This window comes from Streptomyces sp. NPDC057963 (assembly GCF_042887155.1).
GTDB lineage: Bacteria > Actinomycetota > Actinomycetes > Streptomycetales > Streptomycetaceae > Streptomyces.
On the sequence record NZ_JBHVPX010000013.1, the window covers coordinates 100,216 to 117,179 of the forward strand.

Genomic DNA, 16,964 nt, shown 5'->3' on the forward strand with positions numbered 1-16,964 from the left:
AAGGTGCTCCGCTGATGGTGAGGGGGCGAACCCTCCCAGCGTACGTCGCCGCCCCGGACCGGGTCCCGCCAAGGGTTGTCCCGTGGTCCCTGGTGGCCCGCCGGGGATGATGGGACAGCCCTCAGCTGCCCAGCAGCTCGCCGTGGACGATCCGCACCCCGCGGGCCCAGTCCGCGGCCCGCATCGGCTTCTTGCCCTGCGGCTGCACCCAGAGCAGCTCGACGGCGTGGGATCCGGTGCCCGCGTACACATTGTTCTTGGCTGCCGACAGTTCGCCGGGGGCCAGGTCGGCGCGGTCCAGTACGGGCACCGCCTGGATCAGCTTCAGCCGTTCCCCGCGGAACAGCGTCCAGGCCCCCGGGGCGGGTGTGCAGCCGCGCACCACCCGGTCGACCCGCAGAGCGGGGGCGGACCACTGCACCTGGGCGTCCTCGACGGTGATCTTCGGTGCGAGGGTGACGCCGTCGGCGGGCTGCGGCACGGCGTGCAGCGTGCCGTCCTCGATGCCGTCCATGGTCGCGACCAGCAGCCCCGCGCCGGCGAACGCCAGCCGGGTGAGCAGGTCGCCGCTGGTGTCGGTGGGCCGCACCTCTTCGGTGAGGACGCCGTACACCGGGCCGGAGTCGAGTCCCTCCTCGATCAGGAAGGTCGACGCACCGGTCACCTCGTCCCCGGCCATGACCGCGTGCTGCACGGGAGCCGCGCCGCGCCAGGCGGGCAGCAGGGAGAAGTGGAGGTTGACCCAGCCGCGGGCGGGTACGTCGAGCGCGGTCTTGGGCAGCAGTGCCCCGTAGGCGACGACGGGACAGCAGTCCGGGGCGATCTCCCGCAGCCGCGCCAGGAAGTCCTCGTCGCGCGGACGGGCGGGCTTGAGCACCTCGATCCCGGCCTCCTCGGCACGCTCGGCGACGGGGCTGGCGACCAGGCGGCGGCCCCGCCCGGCGGGGGCGTCGGGCCGGGTGACGACGGCGGCCACCTCGTGCCGGCCGGAGGCGATCAGGGCGTCCAGGGCGGGTACGGCTACCTCGGGGGTGCCTGCGAAGACGAGCTTCATGGGTGGCTGACTGCCTCTCAGGCCGAAACGTACGGTGACGAGCAACGCACAAGTCTATGGGCCGGGCGCCCGGGGGGCGTACGCACCACTGCGCGCCCCTTGGATATGCGCACGCGCCCCTCCAGCGTGACCAGATCCACGGCTGACGCGTTGGTCAAGAGAGATTGACCGAAGCGAGCCGCCACGGTGCGGCCCGATCCCTTTCAACGCCGGTTCGAGAGGCTTCTTCATGGCCGACCACGCAACCCACGACGCCCAAGCGAGGGCCAGCCTGCATCTGCTGGTGCGGGACATCGAGCGGGTCCGGCGGCAGGTGGACGCACTGCGCACGCTCACCGCCCAACTCGGCAACGTCTACCGTCCGCGCCGCTCCGGCCCGTCCACGGGCTTCGTCGTCTACGGCAGGGCCCCGGCCCCCACGGTCAGGCTGGCCCAGGAGCTGCGCGACAGCGTCGAGACCCTGGTCACCGCGGCGGTGGACTTCGACCGCTCGCTGGGCTTCTCCTGGGACGCGGTGGGCTCCGCGCTCGGGGTCACCAAACAGGCGGTGCACCGCCGCTACGGCGCCCGCCGCAACGCCCGGCAGCCGGGGCCGGCCGACACCGCCGCGGAGACCGCGGTGCCGCGCCCCCTGCCCATGGCGCCCGGCTCCACCGGCGCGCCGACGCTGCCCGCCGTACCCGCCGCGCGCTCCATGCCCCCGCAGCCGTTGGCGGACCGCCCGTCACTGCGCGAGGATCTGCGCCCCGGCGCCTTCCCCAGCCCACGCAACGGCTGACCCCCTCGTCCGTCCCTGCCCCGCCGCGCCCGACGCACGGCGGGGCAGCCGCATCGAGGGCGGCCCGGCCGCCTGGTGGCCACCGGCCGCACCGCGTCCGGCCCGCGCCACGTGCCCGTCCACGCGTCGTCACCCGATGTCCGGCGGGTCCACCCTGATCCGGACCTGCTCGCCGCTCCCCCGGGACATCCGCGCCGCCTGCGCCGCCTTCAGCGCGGCCGCGAGTGCCGCCCCGTTCCCCGGAGGCACCCTGAGCAGCACCCGCTCCCACGACTCCCCCGGCGGCGCGTCCCCGGGCCTGCGAGGTCTGCCGGGTTCGGTGCCCGGCACCGGGACCGGGCCGAGCACCTCGGCCTGCGGCGGCAGTTCGGCCGCCGCGAGAAACGCGGCGAGCGCCTCCGGCGAACCGGTTACCGAGGCCATCCGGGAGACCGGCGGAAAGCCGAGCTCGGCCCGCTCCGCCAGCTCACGGCGGGCGTGTCCGACCGGGTCCCAGCGCACCAGGGCCTGCACCGCCCGCAGGGTCGGCTCGGCGACGACCACCACCGTGCCGCCCTCCGGCCGGCCCCGTACCAGCGAGGCCGCGGCCGTCCAGCGGCGCAACGCCTCCTCGCCGGCCCGCAGGTCGGGGCGGCCGACCATCGCCCACCCGTCGAGCAGCAGCGCCGCCGCGTAGCCGCCCTCGGCAACGGGTTCGGCGCCCGGGGTACTGACGACCAGCGCCGGCACGTCCGGCACCGAGTCCAGGATGTGGTCGCGGCCGGACGTCCGTACCGGCACGGCGGGGAACGCCCGGCCCAGCTCCTCCGCGGTGCGGCGGGCGCCGACGATCTGGGCCCGCAGCCGCTGGGAGCCGCAGGCGACGCAGTACCAGGCGGTCTCGGCCCGTCCGCACCAGGCGCAGTCGAGATCCCGTTGGTCCGGCGCCTGAAGCGGCCCGGCGCAGTGCCGGCACCGAGCGGGTTCACGGCAGCGCTCGCAGGCCAGCCGGGGCGCGTATCCGCGGCGCGGCACCTGGACGAGGACGGGGCCGCTGCGCAGCCCGTCCCGCACGGTCTGCCAGGCCAGACTGGGCAGCCGGGCCGTCCGCGCGGCCCCGTCCCGTGCCAGCTCCCCGTCGCCGACGGTACGCACCAGGGGCGCCGCCGTCCGCAGCTGCTCCCGGTCCGCGCGCAGCGGCAGCGCCCAGCCGCTCTCCACCAGCTGGGCGGCCTCCACCGTGCAGTTCGTACCGCCGAGCAGGAACGCGCACCGGCCGTGCGCGGCCCGTAGTTCGAGTACCTCGCGCACATGCGGGAAGGGGGCGTTGTCGTCGCTGTGGCTGGAGTCACCGTCGTCCCAGACGGCGACCAGTCCGAGGTCGGCGACGGGCGCGAACATCGCGGCCCGCGTTCCGACGACCGCCCGCACGGAGCCCCGCCGCACGGCGAGCCACTCCCGGTACCGCTTCTCCGGCCCGGAGTCTGCGGTCAGCAGTGCGTGGCGCCCCCGGCCGAGCAGTTCGGTCAGCGCGGCATCGACCCGCCCCGCCCCCCGGCCGTCGGGCACGACGACGAGTGCGCCGCGCCCGGAGGCGAGGGTCGCGGCCATGGCCCTGGCGATCTCCTCGGGCCAGTGCGGGCCGGGCAGCGCCGTCCAGACGGCGCGGGGCGCACCGCCCTCGGCCAGGGCCCGCAGAAACGCGGGCCCCTGTGCGTATCTCTCCCAGCTGCCCGCCGACGGGGCGGGCGGCGGGGGCAGCGGCTCGGGCGAGGGCTTGGCCTCGGCCCGTCCGTTCCTGGGGGGCACGGCGAGTTGCAGCACATCGGCGAGACTGCCCGCGTAGCGGTCCGCGACGGCCCGCGAGAGGGCGAGCAGCTCCGGTCCCAGCACCGGCTCGGGCGATACGACGTAGGCGAGCGCGGCGAGGGCACCCGTGTAGTCCGATTCGGCGCGCCGCTCGACGAGGAACCCGTCGATCAGCCCGCCGCCCTCGCGCCGGCCGCCGCGGACATTGCGTGCCCCGGCTCCGAATCGCACCCGCACCCGCACGCCGGGCTGTGCGGCGGCGTCGAGCTCCTCGGGGACGGCATAGTCGAAGTACTGGTCGAGATGGAGCACGCCCTTGTTGACCAGCACCCGGGCGACGGGCAGCTCCTCGGCGAGTGCGGCGCCGCGCCACGTCCGCGGCTTCGCCCGCGGCACCTTGGCCTTGCGCACCGTCTCCCGAATCAGCGCAAGCTGCTCCGGGGCCCCGCTCCCGGGGTCCTCGGACCGCTCGTTGTCGCTGCTCACAGCCAAATTCCTACCAGACACCACGGACAGCGGCCCCGGCGCGAGCGCACCGGCGGCCGCACGCGCCGGGGCCCGGACACCGCGTGCGGTGTCCGGGCCCCGGCGTACAGACGGAGAGCGGCAGGCTTACGACACCCAGGTCGTCACAGCCCGGCCGCGGTACGCAGCGCGTCCACGCGGTCCGTGCGCTCCCAGGTGAAGTCGGGCAGCTCGCGGCCGAAGTGGCCGTACGCCGCGGTCTGGGCGTAGATCGGGCGCAGCAGGTCGAGGTCGCGGATGATCGCGGCCGGGCGGAGGTCGAAGACCTCGCCGATGGCGTGCTCGATCTTCTCGGTCTCGACCGCGGCGGTGCCGAACGTCTCGACGAACAGGCCGACGGGCTCGGCCTTGCCGATCGCGTACGCGACCTGCACCTCGCAACGGGCGGCGAGGCCCGCGGCGACGACGTTCTTGGCGACCCAGCGCATGGCGTACGCGGCGGAGCGGTCGACCTTCGACGGGTCCTTGCCCGAGAAGGCGCCGCCGCCGTGGCGGGCCATGCCGCCGTAGGTGTCGATGATGATCTTGCGACCGGTCAGACCGGCGTCGCCCATCGGGCCGCCGATCTCGAAGCGCCCGGTCGGGTTGACCAGCAGCCGGTAGCCGTCGGTGTCCAGCTTGATGCCGTCCTCGACCAGCTGCGCGAGCACGTGCTCGACGACGAACTCGCGGATGTCGGGCGCGAGCAGCGAGTCGAGGTCGATGTCGCTGGCGTGCTGCGAGGAGACGACGACCGTGTCGAGACGGACGGCCTTGTCGCCGTCGTACTCGATGGTGACCTGCGTCTTGCCGTCCGGGCGCAGGTACGGGATGGTCCCGTTCTTGCGGACCTCGGAGAGCCGGCGCGAGAGCCGGTGCGCGAGGTGGATCGGGAGCGGCATGAGCTCGGGCGTCTCGTCGCAGGCGTAGCCGAACATCAGGCCCTGGTCGCCAGCGCCCTGCTTGTCGAGGTCGTCCCCTTCTTCACCTGCGGCGGAACCCTCGACCCGCTTCTCGTACGCGGTGTCGACGCCCTGTGCGATGTCGGGCGACTGCGCACCGATGGACACCGAGACGCCGCAGGAGGCGCCGTCGAAGCCCTTCTTGGAGGAGTCGTAGCCGATTTCGAGAACCTTGTTGCGTACGAGGGTCGGGATGTCGGCGTAGGCCTTGGTCGTGACCTCACCCGCAACATGCACCAGACCGGTGGTGATCAAGGTCTCGACGGCGACGCGGGACCGGGGGTCCTCACGGAGCAGTGCGTCGAGGATGGTGTCGCTGATCTGGTCAGCGATCTTGTCGGGGTGGCCCTCGGTGACAGATTCCGAGGTGAAGAGACGGCGGGACACATCGCTCCCTGGGGTTGCAGCGGCTGCTGGCTGATCATTTGGCGGACGGCCGGGAGCTGCGCCCGACACCGTCCGCAGGTCAGTTTATCGGTCGCTTTCCTTCGGCGGACAGCGTGTCTCGCCCTTTGGGAGTTCTGTGACCTGTCGCACGGTCCTCAGCTGTACGGAAATCGTCGGTCGAGAAAGCCATTTACGCCCATATTTCAAGGGTTTCGGCCGCTGCGAAGACAAGAAACGAGAATTTCACGCGAATCGCGACGACACGAGATCCCAGACCGTGTCGGCGAGCGCCTCCTTGGGGCCGTGAGGCACCGGGGTCTCACCGCCGTCGGCCGCGAGCACCACCGCTTCGTTCTCCTCGGAGCCGAAGGTCCTGCGCTCCCCCACCTCGTTGACGACGAGGAGATCACAGCCCTTGCGGCGCAGCTTCTCGCGGCCGTTGGCGAGGACGTTGTCGGTCTCGGCGGCGAATCCGACGACGATCTGGCCCGGCCGGGCGCGTTCACCGGCGACCTCGGCGAGGATGTCGGGATTGCGGACGAGCTCGATGGGCGCGGGCTCCTGGCCGTCCTTCTTCTTGATCTTCCCCGTCGCGTACGCGGCGGGCCGGAAGTCGGCGACCGCCGCCGCCATCACGACCACGTCGGCGTCCGCGGCGGCCTTGAGCACCGCCTCGCGCAGCTGTACGGCGGTCCCTGCGTGCAGGACGTCGGCGCCGGCCGGGTCGGGCAGGGCGGTGTTGGCCTCGATGAGGGTGACCCGGGCGCCGCGGGCGACCGCGGTGCGGGCCAGGGCGTAGCCCTGCTTGCCGGAGGAGCGGTTCCCGAGGTAGCGCACCGGGTCGAGCGGCTCGCGCGTACCGCCCGCGCTGATCACGACGTGGCGGCCGGCCAGGTCGGCCTCGACGGGCCCGCGGGCCAGCACCCGGCGGCAGACCTCGAAGATCTCCCCGGGGTCGGGCAGCCGGCCCTTGCCGGTGTCGACCCCGGTGAGCCGGCCGACGGCGGGCTCGATGACGACGGCGCCGCGGCGGCGCAGCGTGGCGACGTTCTCCCGGGTGGCGGGGTGCTCCCACATCTCGGTGTGCATGGCGGGCGCGAAGACGACCGGACAGCGGGCGGTCAGGAGCGTGTTGGTGAGCAGGTCGTCGGCGAGACCGTGGGCGGCCCTGGCGAGCAGGTCGGCGGTGGCGGGAGCGACGACGACCAGGTCGGCGCCCTGTCCGATCCTGACGTGCGGCACCTCGTGGACGTCGTTCCAGACCTCCGTGGAGACCGGGTGCCCCGAGAGCGCCGACCAGGTGGCCGCCCCCACGAAGTGCAGCGCCGACCCGGTCGGGACGACGCGCACGTCGTGACCGGACTCGGTCAGCCTGCGCAGCAGCTCGCACGCCTTGTACGCGGCGATGCCCCCGCTGACCCCCAGAACGACCTTCGGCTTGTCCACTGCGTCTCCCCGCACTCGGATACGAACACCCCCATGCTGCCTCACCGCGCCCGGTCCGATGCCGTCGCCCCGGACACACCACAGGCCCGGCTGCCGCAGCCGCCGGGCCTGTGGTGAAGGTGCTGCTCCTGCTTACTGCGCGGGGCCCTCGATGGCCTCGGAGGTGAGCAGGCCCGCGTTGATCTCGCGGAGCGCGATCGAGAGCGGCTTCTCGTGCACGTGGGTGTCGACGAGCGGACCGACGTACTCCAGGAGACCCTCGCCGAGCTGCGAGTAGTACGCGTTGATCTGGCGCGCGCGCTTGGCGGCGTAGATCACGAGGCTGTACTTCGAGTCGGTGGCCTCGAGGAGCTCATCAATCGGCGGGTTGATGATGCCCTCGGGCGTGGTGATGGAAGAGGACACTCTCTGCCTTCCGAAGGGGGTAAAGGTCAAAGAAATCTTTGACAGTGCGGAGTTCCGTGGTGCGTGGTTCCGTGGTGCGTGTGCGTCGGCCGCGTCACTCACCGCCGGCACGGTGGCCGGAAACCTCCAGCATCAAGGCTAGCAGCTCACGGGCCACGTCCTCGACGGAGGTGTTGACCAGTGTCGCATCGAACTCGGACTCGGCGGCCAGTTCGATCCTGGCGGCGGCGAGGCGGCGCTCGATCACCTCGGCGGACTCGGTCCCGCGGCCGGTGAGCCGGCGGACCAGTTCCTCCCAGCTCGGCGGAGCCAGGAAGACGAGCCGGGCGTCCGGCATCGACTGCCGGACCAGCCGGGCGCCCTGGAGGTCGATCTCCAGCAGCACCGGCTCGCCCGCCTCCAGGCGGTCGAGCACGGCGCGGCGCGGCGTGCCGTACCGGTTGCCCGCGAACTCGGCCCACTCCAGCAGTTCGCCGTTGGCGATCAGCTTGTCGAACTCGTCGTTGTCCACGAAGAAGTAGTGGACACCGTTGCGCTCACCGGGACGCGGCTTGCGGGTCGTCGCCGACACCGAGAGCCATACCTCGGGGTGGGCCTTGCGCATATGGGCGACGACCGTGCTCTTGCCGACCCCCGAGGGGCCGGAGAGCACGGTCAGCCGCGGACGTACGTCCGGGGGTACGGGGGACGTCCCCCGGGATGTTGCAGCCATGGAGCGATTATCCAGGTTCTCAGGAGTGCCTGAGAACGTCAGGCGGCCTTGTCGCCGAACTCGCGCTCCAGGGATGCGATCTGGTTGGAGCCGAGACCCCGGACCCGGCGGCTCTCGGAGATGCCGAGCCGCTCCATGATCTGCTTGGCGCGGACCTTGCCCACGCCCGGCAGGGACTCCAGGAGGGCGGAGACCTTCATCTTCCCGATGACGTCGTTCTCCTGGCCCTGCTTGATGACCTCGTTGAGGGAGGCGCCGGAGTGCTTGAGTCGATTCTTGACCTCGGCCCGCTCCCGGCGAGCCGCGGCGGCCTTTTCGAGCGCGGCTGCGCGCTGTTCAGGGGTAAGGGGCGGAAGAGCCACGCCTACGTCACCTCGGATGTCGATCTGTCGGATACGGACCGGTGAGGAAGCTGGACGCTCCACACCAGGTGAGCGACGGACAACGTGCGTACGTCGGCTCTCGACGGAGACTAGCGGCCAAGGCCGCCCGAGTCAGCGAGAACCAACGAAAAGTCCTGGTCAGCCTCAGCCGACCAGGACATTTCAGGCATAACAACCGAGATTTTTGGTCAGGATTCAGTCAACGCCCTGTTACATGGCATGGTCATGTACCTGCGACGGCCGTCCGGACCTCGTCCGCGAGCCGCTCGGCTGCCGCGCGCAGCCCCGCCACGTCCGGTCCCCGGCTCAGCACCCCGCGGCTCACACTGGGCACCACATTGCCCACGGCTTCGCCGAAGACACCGGGCAGATCGGCGGGCGTCGCCCCCTGGGCACCGATCCCGGGGGCGAGCAGCGGGCCGTTGATGGCGAGATTCACACCCGCGTCCTCGAGCGTGGCACCGACCACCGCGCCGACGGAGCCGAGCGGAGTCGCCCCCTCGTTCTCGGCGGCCATGTGGTCGAGCATCAGCTGGGCCAGCGAGCGGCCGTCGGCGGCGGTGGCGCGCTGCACCTGAGCCCCCTCCGGGTTGGAGGTCAGGGCGAGCACGAAGACGCCCGCACCGGAGAGGACCGCCGCGTCGAGCGCCGGACGCAGCGACCCGAAGCCGAGGTACGGCGAGACGGTGACCGCGTCCGAGAACAGCGGCGAGCCCTTCTCCAGATAGGTCGCCGCGTAGGCGCCCATGGTGGAGCCGATGTCGCCGCGCTTGGCGTCCATCAGGACGAGTGCGCCGGCCGCCCGCGCCTCCTCGACGGCCTTCTCCAGCACGGCGATGCCGCGCGAGCCGAAGCGCTCGAAGAACGCGGACTGCGGCTTGAGCACCGCGACCCGGTCCGCCAGGGCCTCGACGACGGTGCGCGTGAACCGCTCCAGACCCGCGACGTCGTCGTCCAGGCCCCAGGCGGTGAGGAGCGAGGCATGCGGGTCGATGCCGACGCAGAGCGGCCCGCGGGTGTCCATGGCCCGGCGCAGACGTGCGCCGAACGGTTCCGGGATCATGCGGTGGCCTTCCTGGTCGCTGCGCCGACGGCCTCGGCGAGGGTGGCGTACGGGGATGCGGCCAGGCGCGCGGCCAGGCCCTTGTGGATCGCCCGGGCGTAGAACGGGCCCTCGTAGATGAAGGCGCTGTAGCCCTGGACGAGCGTGGCCCCGGCGAGAATGCGCTGCCAGGCGTCCTCGGCGTTCTCGACGCCCCCGACACCGACCAGGGTGATCCGGTCGCCCACCCGCGCGTACAGGCGGCCGAGGACCTCCAGGGAGCGTGCCTTGAGGGGCGCGCCGGACAGCCCGCCGGTCTCCTCGACCAGGGACGGCGAGGACTTCAGGCCGAGGCCGTCCCGGGCGATGGTGGTGTTGGTGGCGATGATGCCGTCCAGCCCCAGCTCGACCGCGAGATCGGCGACCGCGTCGACGTCCTCGTCCGCGAGGTCCGGGGCGATCTTGACGAGCAGGGGGACCCGCCGGCCGGTGACGGACCGGTCGGCCGCCTCGCGCACGGCGCCGAGCAGCGGCCGGAGCGCCTCGGTCGCCTGGAGGTTGCGCAGGCCGGGCGTGTTGGGCGAGGAGACGTTCACCACGAGGTAGTCGGCGTGGCGGGCGAGCCGCTCGGTGGACTTCACGTAGTCGCCGACCGCTTCGGCCTCGGTCACGGCCTTGGTCTTGCCGATGTTGACGCCGACCGTGGTCCTGAAGACCGGCCTGCGGGCGGCCAGCCGGGCGGCCACGGCGGCCGAGCCCTCGTTGTTGAAGCCCATGCGGTTGATCAGCGCGCGGTCCGGGACGAGGCGGAAGAGGCGCTTCCTGGGGTTTCCGGGCTGCGGCTCGCCGGTGACCGTACCGATCTCGATGTGGTCGAAGCCGAGCATCGACATGCCGTCGATCGCGACGGCGTTCTTGTCGAAGCCGGCCGCGAGGCCGAAGGGGCCGTGCATCCGCAGGCCGAAGGCCTCGGTGCGCAGCTCCTTGTGGCGGGGGGCGAGCACGGCGGCGACGAAGGTGCGCAGCACGGGGATGCGGGCCGCGAGGCGGATCCAGCCGAAGGCCAGGTGGTGCGCCTGCTCCGGGTCCATCCGCCGGAAGACCAGCTGGAAGAAGAATGCGTACATCGGGGGTGTCCTCACAGAGAGGGGGACACCGTTTCCGGTGTCCCCCTGCCGGTCTGCTAGTCGCGGGCCGCGGTCAGACGTTCCGCGTGTTCCTGGAGGGAGCGGACGCCGACGCCTCCGTGGTTGAGCGCGTCGATGCCCTGCACGGCGGCGGCGAGCGCCTGGACCGTCGTCAGGCACGGCACGGACCGGGCCACGGCGGCGGTGCGGATCTCGTAGCCGTCGAGGCGGCCGCCGGTGCCGTACGGCGTGTTGACGATCAGGTCGACCTCGCCGGCGTGGATCAGCTGGACGATGGTCCTCTCGCCCTGCGGGCCCACGCCCTCGGACTGCTTGCGCACGATCGTGGCGTTGATGCCGTTGCGCTTGAGGACCTCGGCGGTGCCGGAGGTGGCGAGCAGCTCGAAGCCGTGGGCGACGAGTTCACGCGCCGGGAAGATCATCGAACGCTTGTCGCGGTTGGCGACCGAGATGAACGCGCGGCCCTTGGTCGGCAGCGGGCCGTAGGCGCCGGCCTGCGACTTGGCGTAGGCCGTGCCGAAGACCGAGTCGATGCCCATGACCTCACCGGTGGAGCGCATCTCCGGGCCGAGGACGGTGTCGACGCCGCGGCCGTGGATGTCGCGGAAGCGCGACCACGGCATGACGGCCTCCTTGACGGAGATCGGCGCGTCGAGCGGCAGGGTGCCGCCGTCGCCGTTCGCCGGGAGCAGTCCCTCCGCGCGCAGCTCGGCGACGGTCGCCCCCAGCGAGATGCGGGCGGCGGCCTTGGCGAGCGGGACCGCCGTCGCCTTCGAGGTGAAGGGGACGGTGCGCGAGGCGCGGGGGTTGGCCTCCAGGACGTACAGGATGTCCCCGGAGAGCGCGAACTGGATGTTGATCAGCCCGCGGACGCCGACGCCCTTGGCGATGCCCTCGGTGGAGGCGCGCAGCCGCTTGATGTCGTAGCCGCCGAGCGTGATCGGAGGCAGTGCGCAGGCGGAGTCGCCGGAGTGGATGCCGGCCTCCTCGATGTGCTCCATGACGCCGCCGAGGTAGAGCTCGGTGCCGTCGTAGAGCGCGTCGACGTCGATCTCGATCGCGTCGTCGAGGAAGCGGTCGACCAGGACCGGCCGGGTGGGGCTGATCTCGGTGGACTCGGCGATGTACGAGGAGAGCCGCGCCTCGTCGTACACGATCTCCATGCCGCGGCCGCCGAGCACGTACGACGGGCGCACGAGGACGGGGTAGCCGATCTCGTCGGCGATGGCCTTGGCCTCGTCGAACGTGGTGGCGGTGCCGTGCTTCGGGGCCGGCAGCCCGGCCTCGGCCAGGACGCGGCCGAAGGCGCCCCGGTCCTCGGCGGCGTGGATCGCCTCCGGGGACGTGCCGACGACCGGCACGCCGTTGTCCTTGAGCGCCTGCGACAGACCCAGCGGGGTCTGGCCGCCGAGCTGGACGATGACACCGGCGACCGGGCCCGCGAGGGTCTCCGCGTGCACGATCTCCAGCACGTCCTCCAGCGTCAGCGGCTCGAAGTACAGGCGGTCGGAGGTGTCGTAGTCGGTGGAGACGGTCTCCGGGTTGCAGTTGACCATCACGGTCTCGTAGCCCGCGTCGCTCAGCGCGAAGGAGGCGTGGACGCAGGAGTAGTCGAACTCGATGCCCTGGCCGATGCGGTTGGGGCCGGAGCCGAGGATGATCACCGCGGGCTTGGTGCGGGACGCGACCTCGCTCTCCTCGTCGTAACTGGAGTAGAAGTACGGCGTCTTCGCGGCGAACTCGGCGGCGCAGGTGTCGACGGTCTTGTAGACCGGGCGGATGCCCAGCGCGTGCCGCACCTCGCGTACGACGTCCTCGCGCAGACCGCGGATCTCGGCGATCTGGGCGTCGGAGAAGCCGTGCCGCTTGGCCTCGGCGAGCAGCTCGGGGCCGAGCTTGTCGACGGCGGCCAGCTCGTCGGCGATCTCCTTGATCAGGAAGAGCTGGTCGACGAACCAGGGGTCGATCTTCGTGGCGTCGAAGACCTCCTCCTGGGTGGCGCCGGCCCGGATCGCCTGCATGACGGTGTTGATCCGGCCGTCGGTCGGGCGGACCGCCTCGGCCAGCAGCTCGGCCTTGTCGCCGGTCTCACCGGTGAAGGAGAACTGCGAGCCCTTCTTCTCCAGGGAGCGCAGCGCCTTCTGGAGCGCCTCGGTGAAATTCCGGCCGATCGCCATGGCCTCGCCCACGGACTTCATGGTGGTGGTGAGGGTGGAGTCGGCGGAGGGGAACTTCTCGAAGGCGAACCGCGGGGCCTTGACGACGACGTAGTCGAGGGTCGGCTCGAAGGAGGCCGGGGTCTTCTCGGTGATGTCGTTCGGGATCTCGTCGAGCGTGTAGCCGACGGCCAGCTTGGCGGCGATCTTGGCGATCGGGAAGCCGGTGGCCTTCGAGGCGAGCGCCGAGGAGCGGGAGACGCGCGGGTTCATCTCGATCACGATGACCCTGCCGTCGGCCGGGTCGATGGCGAACTGGATGTTGCAGCCGCCGGTGTCGACGCCGACCTCGCGGATGATCGCGATGCCGATGTCGCGCAGCCGCTGGTACTCGCGGTCGGTGAGCGTCATCGCCGGGGCGACGGTGATCGAGTCGCCCGTGTGGACGCCCATCGGGTCGAAGTTCTCGATGGAGCAGACGACCACGACGTTGTCGTTCTTGTCGCGCATCAGCTCCAGCTCGTACTCCTTCCACCCGAGGATGGACTCCTCCAGGAGCACCTCGGTGGTCGGCGAGAGCGTGAGGCCCTGTCCGGCGATCCGGCGCAGCTCGTCCTCGTCGTGCGCGAAGCCGGAGCCGGCGCCGCCCATGGTGAAGGACGGGCGGACGACGACGGGGTAGCCGCCGAGGGTGTCGACGCCCTGGATGACGTCGTCCATGGAGTGGCAGATGACCGAGCGGGCGGACTCGCCGTAGCCGATCTTCGCTTTGACGGCCTCGACGACGCCCTTGAAGAGGTCGCGGTCCTCGCCCTTGTTGATGGCCTCGACGTTGGCGCCGATGAGCTCGACGCCGTACTTCTCCAGGACACCGTTCTCGTGCATGGAGATCGCGGTGTTGAGCGCGGTCTGGCCGCCCAGCGTGGGCAGGAGCGCGTCGGGGCGCTCCTTGGCGATGATCTTCTCGACGAACTCGGGGGTGATCGGCTCGACGTAGGTGGCGTCGGCGATCTCCGGGTCGGTCATGATCGTCGCCGGGTTGGAGTTGACCAGGATGACGCGCAGGCCCTCGGCCTTGAGGACGCGGCAGGCCTGGGTGCCGGAGTAGTCGAACTCGGCGGCCTGGCCGATGACGATCGGGCCGGAGCCGATGACCAGGACGGACTGGATGTCGGAGCGCTTAGGCACGCTGGCCCTCCATCAGGGAAACGAAGCGGTCGAAGAGGTACGCGGCGTCGTGCGGGCCGGCGGCTGCTTCGGGGTGGTACTGGACGCTGAAGGCGGGCTGGTCGAGGAGCTGGAGCCCCTCGACGACCTGGTCGTTCAGGCAGACGTGGGAGACCTCGGCACGGCCGAACTCCGTGTCGGACACCCTGTCGAGCGGGGCGTCGACGGCGAAGCCGTGGTTGTGCGCGGTGACCTCGACCTTGCCGGTCGTGCGGTCCTGCACGGGCTGGTTGATGCCGCGGTGGCCGTACTTCAGCTTGTAGGTGCCGAAGCCGAGGGCGCGGCCCAGGATCTGGTTGCCGAAGCAGATGCCGAAGAGCGGGGTCTTCCGCTCCAGGACGCCCCGCATCACGGAGACCGGGTGGTCGGCGGTGGCCGGGTCACCGGGTCCGTTGGAGAAGAAGACGCCGTCGGGCTCGACCGCGTACACCTCCTCCAGCGTGGCAGTGGCGGGCAGTACGTGCACCTCGATGCCGCGCTCGGCCATCCGGTGCGGGGTCATGCCCTTGATGCCGAGGTCGATCGCGGCGACGGTGAACTTCTTCGTGCCGATCGCGGGGACGACGTACGCCTCCTTGGTGGCGACCTCGGCGGAGAGGTCGGCGCCCACCATCTCGGGGGCCTGCTGGACACGGGCCAGCAGCGCGGCCTCGTCGGCGACGGCGTCGCCGGAGAAGATCCCGACGCGCATGGCGCCGCGCTCACGCAGGTGGCGGGTGAGGGCGCGGGTGTCGATGCCGCTGATGCCGACAACACCCTGGCGCTCCAGCTCCTCGTCGAGCGAGCGCCGCGAGCGCCAGTTGGAGGGCACCCGGGCGGGGTCGCGGACGACGTAGCCGGAGACCCAGATCCGTCCGGACTCGGGGTCCTCGTCGTTCACGCCGGTGTTGCCGACGTGCGGGGCGGTCATCACGACGACCTGGCGGTGGTACGAGGGGTCGGTCAGCGTCTCCTGGTAGCCGGTCATGCCGGTGGAGAACACCGCCTCGCCGAAGGTCTCCCCCACGGCCCCGTAGGCACGGCCGCGGAAGGCGCGGCCGTCCTCCAGGACGAGTACGGCGGGAGCCCCTCCTGCCCTCTGCGAGGCGTTCCCCGGCTTGGAGATCGTCATCGTGCGGTGCCTTCCGTAGTGCTGGTGAGATGGGTGATGGCCTCGACCCAGGCCGGGTGCTCGGCCGAGCGGTCGGAGCGGAATCCGGAGTCGATCAGCTTGTCGCCGTGCGCCCAGGTGATGATCAGCAGGCCGCCCTCGGGGAGGACCTTGCCGGCGATGCCCTTGTCGAGCCTGGCCTCGCGCAGTGCGGCGGCCGGGACGAAGAAGTCGGCCGCCCCGGGTCGTACGACGTCGAGTCCCTGGTCGGTCAGGGTGAGCTCGACGCGGCTGCGGGTGCCGAGGCCGTGGGCGACGATCCGGTCGAGCCACTGCCCGGCGGTCGTCGAGGCGTGGTAGCGGCCGGTCAGCGTCAGCAGCTTCTCGCCGTCCGCGAAGCCCTCCGGGGTGGAGCCGAGTTCCGGCAGACCGGACTGGAGGCTCCCCCGCCACTTCCATCCCTGGCGCATCAGCCAGTAGACGAAGGCGATGAGGACGATCAGTCCGACGACCCAGCTGATGCGAGCGGACCAGTCGGTCACTTCGGCCGACTTCTGCTCGGCGGCGAGCTGGAGGTGCAGGGGGGTCAGTGATGTCACGCGAGCTTCCCGTCGACGACCGTGGCACGGCCCCGCAGGAAGGTGTGGGTGACTCGCCCCGGCAGCTCGCGGCCCTCGTACGGAGTGTTGCGGCTGCGGGAGGCGAAGCCCGCGGGGTCCACGACACCACGGTAAGCCGGATCGACCAGGGTGAGGTTGGCGGGCTCACCGGCCGAGACGGGCCGGCCGTGTCCGTCGAGACGGCCGATGGCGGCCGGGCGGAACGACATCCGGTCGGCGACGCCCGCCCAGTCGATGAGGCCGGTGTCGACCATCGTCTGCTGGACGACGGAGAGCGCGGTCTCCAGGCCCACCATGCCCATGGCGGCGGCGGCCCACTCGCAGTCCTTGTCCTCGTGCGGGTGCGGGGCGTGGTCGGTGGCGACGCAGTCGATGGTGCCGTCGGCGAGCGCCTCGCGCAGGGCCGTGACGTCGGCCTCGGTGCGCAGCGGCGGGTTCACCTTGTAGACGGGGTCGTAGGACCGTACGAGCTCGTCGGTGAGGAGCAGGTGGTGCGGGGTGACCTCGGCGGTGACGTTCCAGCCCTTGGACTTGGCCCAGCGGACGATCTCCACGGAGCCGGCGGTCGACAGGTGGCAGATGTGCACCCGGGAGCCGACGTGGGCGGCGAGGAGGACGTCTCGGGCGATGATCGACTCCTCGGCGACGGCGGGCCAGCCGCCGAGGCCGAGTTCCGCGGAGACGACGCCCTCGTTCATCTGGGCGCCCTCGGTGAGACGGGGCTCCTGGGCGTGCTGGGCGACGACACCGTCGAAGGCCTTCACGTACTCCAGTGCGCGGCGCATGATCACCGCGTCGTCGACGCACTTGCCGTCGTCGGAGAAGACCTTCACTCCGGCGGCCGAATCGTGCATGGCGCCGAGCTCGGCGAGCTTCTTGCCCTCCAGGCCGACGGTGACGGCGCCGATCGGCTGCACGTCGCAGTAGCCGGATTCCTTGCCGAGCCGCCAGACCTGCTCGACGACACCGGCGGTGTCGGCGACGGGAAAGGTGTTGGCCATGGCGTGCACGGCCGTGAAGCCTCCGACGGCCGCCGCCTTCGTCCCGGTGAGGACGGTCTCGGAGTCCTCGCGGCCGGGCTCGCGCAGGTGGGTGTGGAGGTCGACCAGGCCGGGCAGCAGGATCCGGCCCTCGGCCTCGACGACGCTCGCGTCGCCGGCCTCGATGCCGGTGCCGACCGCCGCGACGGTCTCACCGTCGATCAGGACGTCCTGGGGTTCGCCGCCGAGGATCTTCGCGCCGCGGATAAGGATCTTGCTCAT

Annotated in this window: 14 protein-coding genes; 1 reads left to right on the forward strand and 13 read right to left on the reverse strand. The window is 71.7% G+C overall.

Annotated features, from left to right (window positions below; all coding sequences use genetic code 11):
- Window positions 1-121 precede the first annotated feature (121 nt).
- Window positions 122-1,054, reverse strand: a complete 933-nt coding sequence (fmt, locus tag ACFVT1_RS27940) for a methionyl-tRNA formyltransferase (RefSeq protein ID WP_389800312.1) — start codon at window positions 1,052-1,054, stop codon at window positions 122-124.
- A gap of 229 nt (window positions 1,055-1,283) precedes the next feature.
- Here fmt and ACFVT1_RS27945 point away from each other — a divergent pair, with 229 nt between their 5' ends.
- The gene (locus ACFVT1_RS27945; protein ID WP_389800314.1) at window positions 1,284-1,832 is read left to right on the forward strand and encodes a hypothetical protein; all 549 of its coding nucleotides are present in this window, start codon (window positions 1,284-1,286) and stop codon (window positions 1,830-1,832) included.
- A 129-nt stretch (window positions 1,833-1,961) separates the two neighbouring features.
- Here ACFVT1_RS27945 and ACFVT1_RS27950 read toward each other — a convergent pair whose 3' ends face one another.
- From ACFVT1_RS27950 to ACFVT1_RS28005, 12 genes are all read right to left on the reverse strand, one after another.
- On the reverse strand, window positions 1,962-4,106 hold the full coding sequence (locus ACFVT1_RS27950) for a primosomal protein N' (protein WP_389800316.1): 2,145 nt from the start codon (window positions 4,104-4,106) through the stop codon (window positions 1,962-1,964).
- A gap of 143 nt (window positions 4,107-4,249) precedes the next feature.
- Window positions 4,250-5,473 carry a methionine adenosyltransferase gene (gene metK, locus ACFVT1_RS27955; RefSeq protein ID WP_362205722.1) on the reverse strand — a complete coding sequence of 408 codons (1,224 nt, stop codon included), beginning with the start codon at window positions 5,471-5,473 and terminating at the stop codon, window positions 4,250-4,252.
- A gap of 243 nt (window positions 5,474-5,716) precedes the next feature.
- Window positions 5,717-6,919, reverse strand: coding sequence for a bifunctional phosphopantothenoylcysteine decarboxylase/phosphopantothenate--cysteine ligase CoaBC (gene coaBC, locus ACFVT1_RS27960; RefSeq protein WP_389800318.1), 1,203 nt, complete (start codon window positions 6,917-6,919; stop codon window positions 5,717-5,719).
- Window positions 6,920-7,051: 132 nt separating this feature from the next.
- The gene (rpoZ, locus tag ACFVT1_RS27965; RefSeq protein ID WP_003970369.1) at window positions 7,052-7,324 is read right to left on the reverse strand and encodes a DNA-directed RNA polymerase subunit omega; all 273 of its coding nucleotides are present in this window, start codon (window positions 7,322-7,324) and stop codon (window positions 7,052-7,054) included.
- A 94-nt stretch (window positions 7,325-7,418) separates the two neighbouring features.
- Window positions 7,419-8,036, reverse strand: a complete 618-nt coding sequence (gene gmk / locus ACFVT1_RS27970; RefSeq protein ID WP_389800320.1) for a guanylate kinase — start codon at window positions 8,034-8,036, stop codon at window positions 7,419-7,421.
- Between the two features lie 38 nt (window positions 8,037-8,074).
- The gene (locus ACFVT1_RS27975) at window positions 8,075-8,398 is read right to left on the reverse strand and encodes an integration host factor (RefSeq protein ID WP_389800322.1); all 324 of its coding nucleotides are present in this window, start codon (window positions 8,396-8,398) and stop codon (window positions 8,075-8,077) included.
- Window positions 8,399-8,642: 244 nt separating this feature from the next.
- Entirely contained in the window at window positions 8,643-9,482 is an 840-nt protein-coding gene (gene pyrF, locus ACFVT1_RS27980; RefSeq protein ID WP_389800324.1) for an orotidine-5'-phosphate decarboxylase, read from the reverse strand.
- Window positions 9,479-10,588, reverse strand: coding sequence for a quinone-dependent dihydroorotate dehydrogenase (locus ACFVT1_RS27985; protein WP_389800326.1), 1,110 nt, complete (start codon window positions 10,586-10,588; stop codon window positions 9,479-9,481). Before ACFVT1_RS27985 ends, pyrF begins: the two co-directional genes overlap by 4 nt.
- 56 nt (window positions 10,589-10,644) lie before the next feature.
- Window positions 10,645-13,953: a carbamoyl-phosphate synthase large subunit gene (gene carB / locus ACFVT1_RS27990; protein ID WP_389800327.1), complete on the reverse strand. Its 3,309-nt coding sequence runs from the start codon at window positions 13,951-13,953 to the stop codon at window positions 10,645-10,647.
- On the reverse strand, window positions 13,946-15,103 hold the full coding sequence (gene carA / locus ACFVT1_RS27995) for a glutamine-hydrolyzing carbamoyl-phosphate synthase small subunit (RefSeq protein WP_389800329.1): 1,158 nt from the start codon (window positions 15,101-15,103) through the stop codon (window positions 13,946-13,948). Before carA ends, carB begins: the two co-directional genes overlap by 8 nt.
- Window positions 15,100-15,681 (reverse strand): hypothetical protein, encoded by a 582-nt coding sequence (locus ACFVT1_RS28000; RefSeq protein WP_389800331.1) that lies wholly within the window; start codon window positions 15,679-15,681, stop codon window positions 15,100-15,102. The genes carA and ACFVT1_RS28000 overlap by 4 nt, the downstream gene beginning before the upstream one ends.
- Entirely contained in the window at window positions 15,678-16,964 is a 1,287-nt protein-coding gene (locus ACFVT1_RS28005) for a dihydroorotase (RefSeq protein ID WP_389800332.1), read from the reverse strand. The genes ACFVT1_RS28000 and ACFVT1_RS28005 overlap by 4 nt, the downstream gene beginning before the upstream one ends.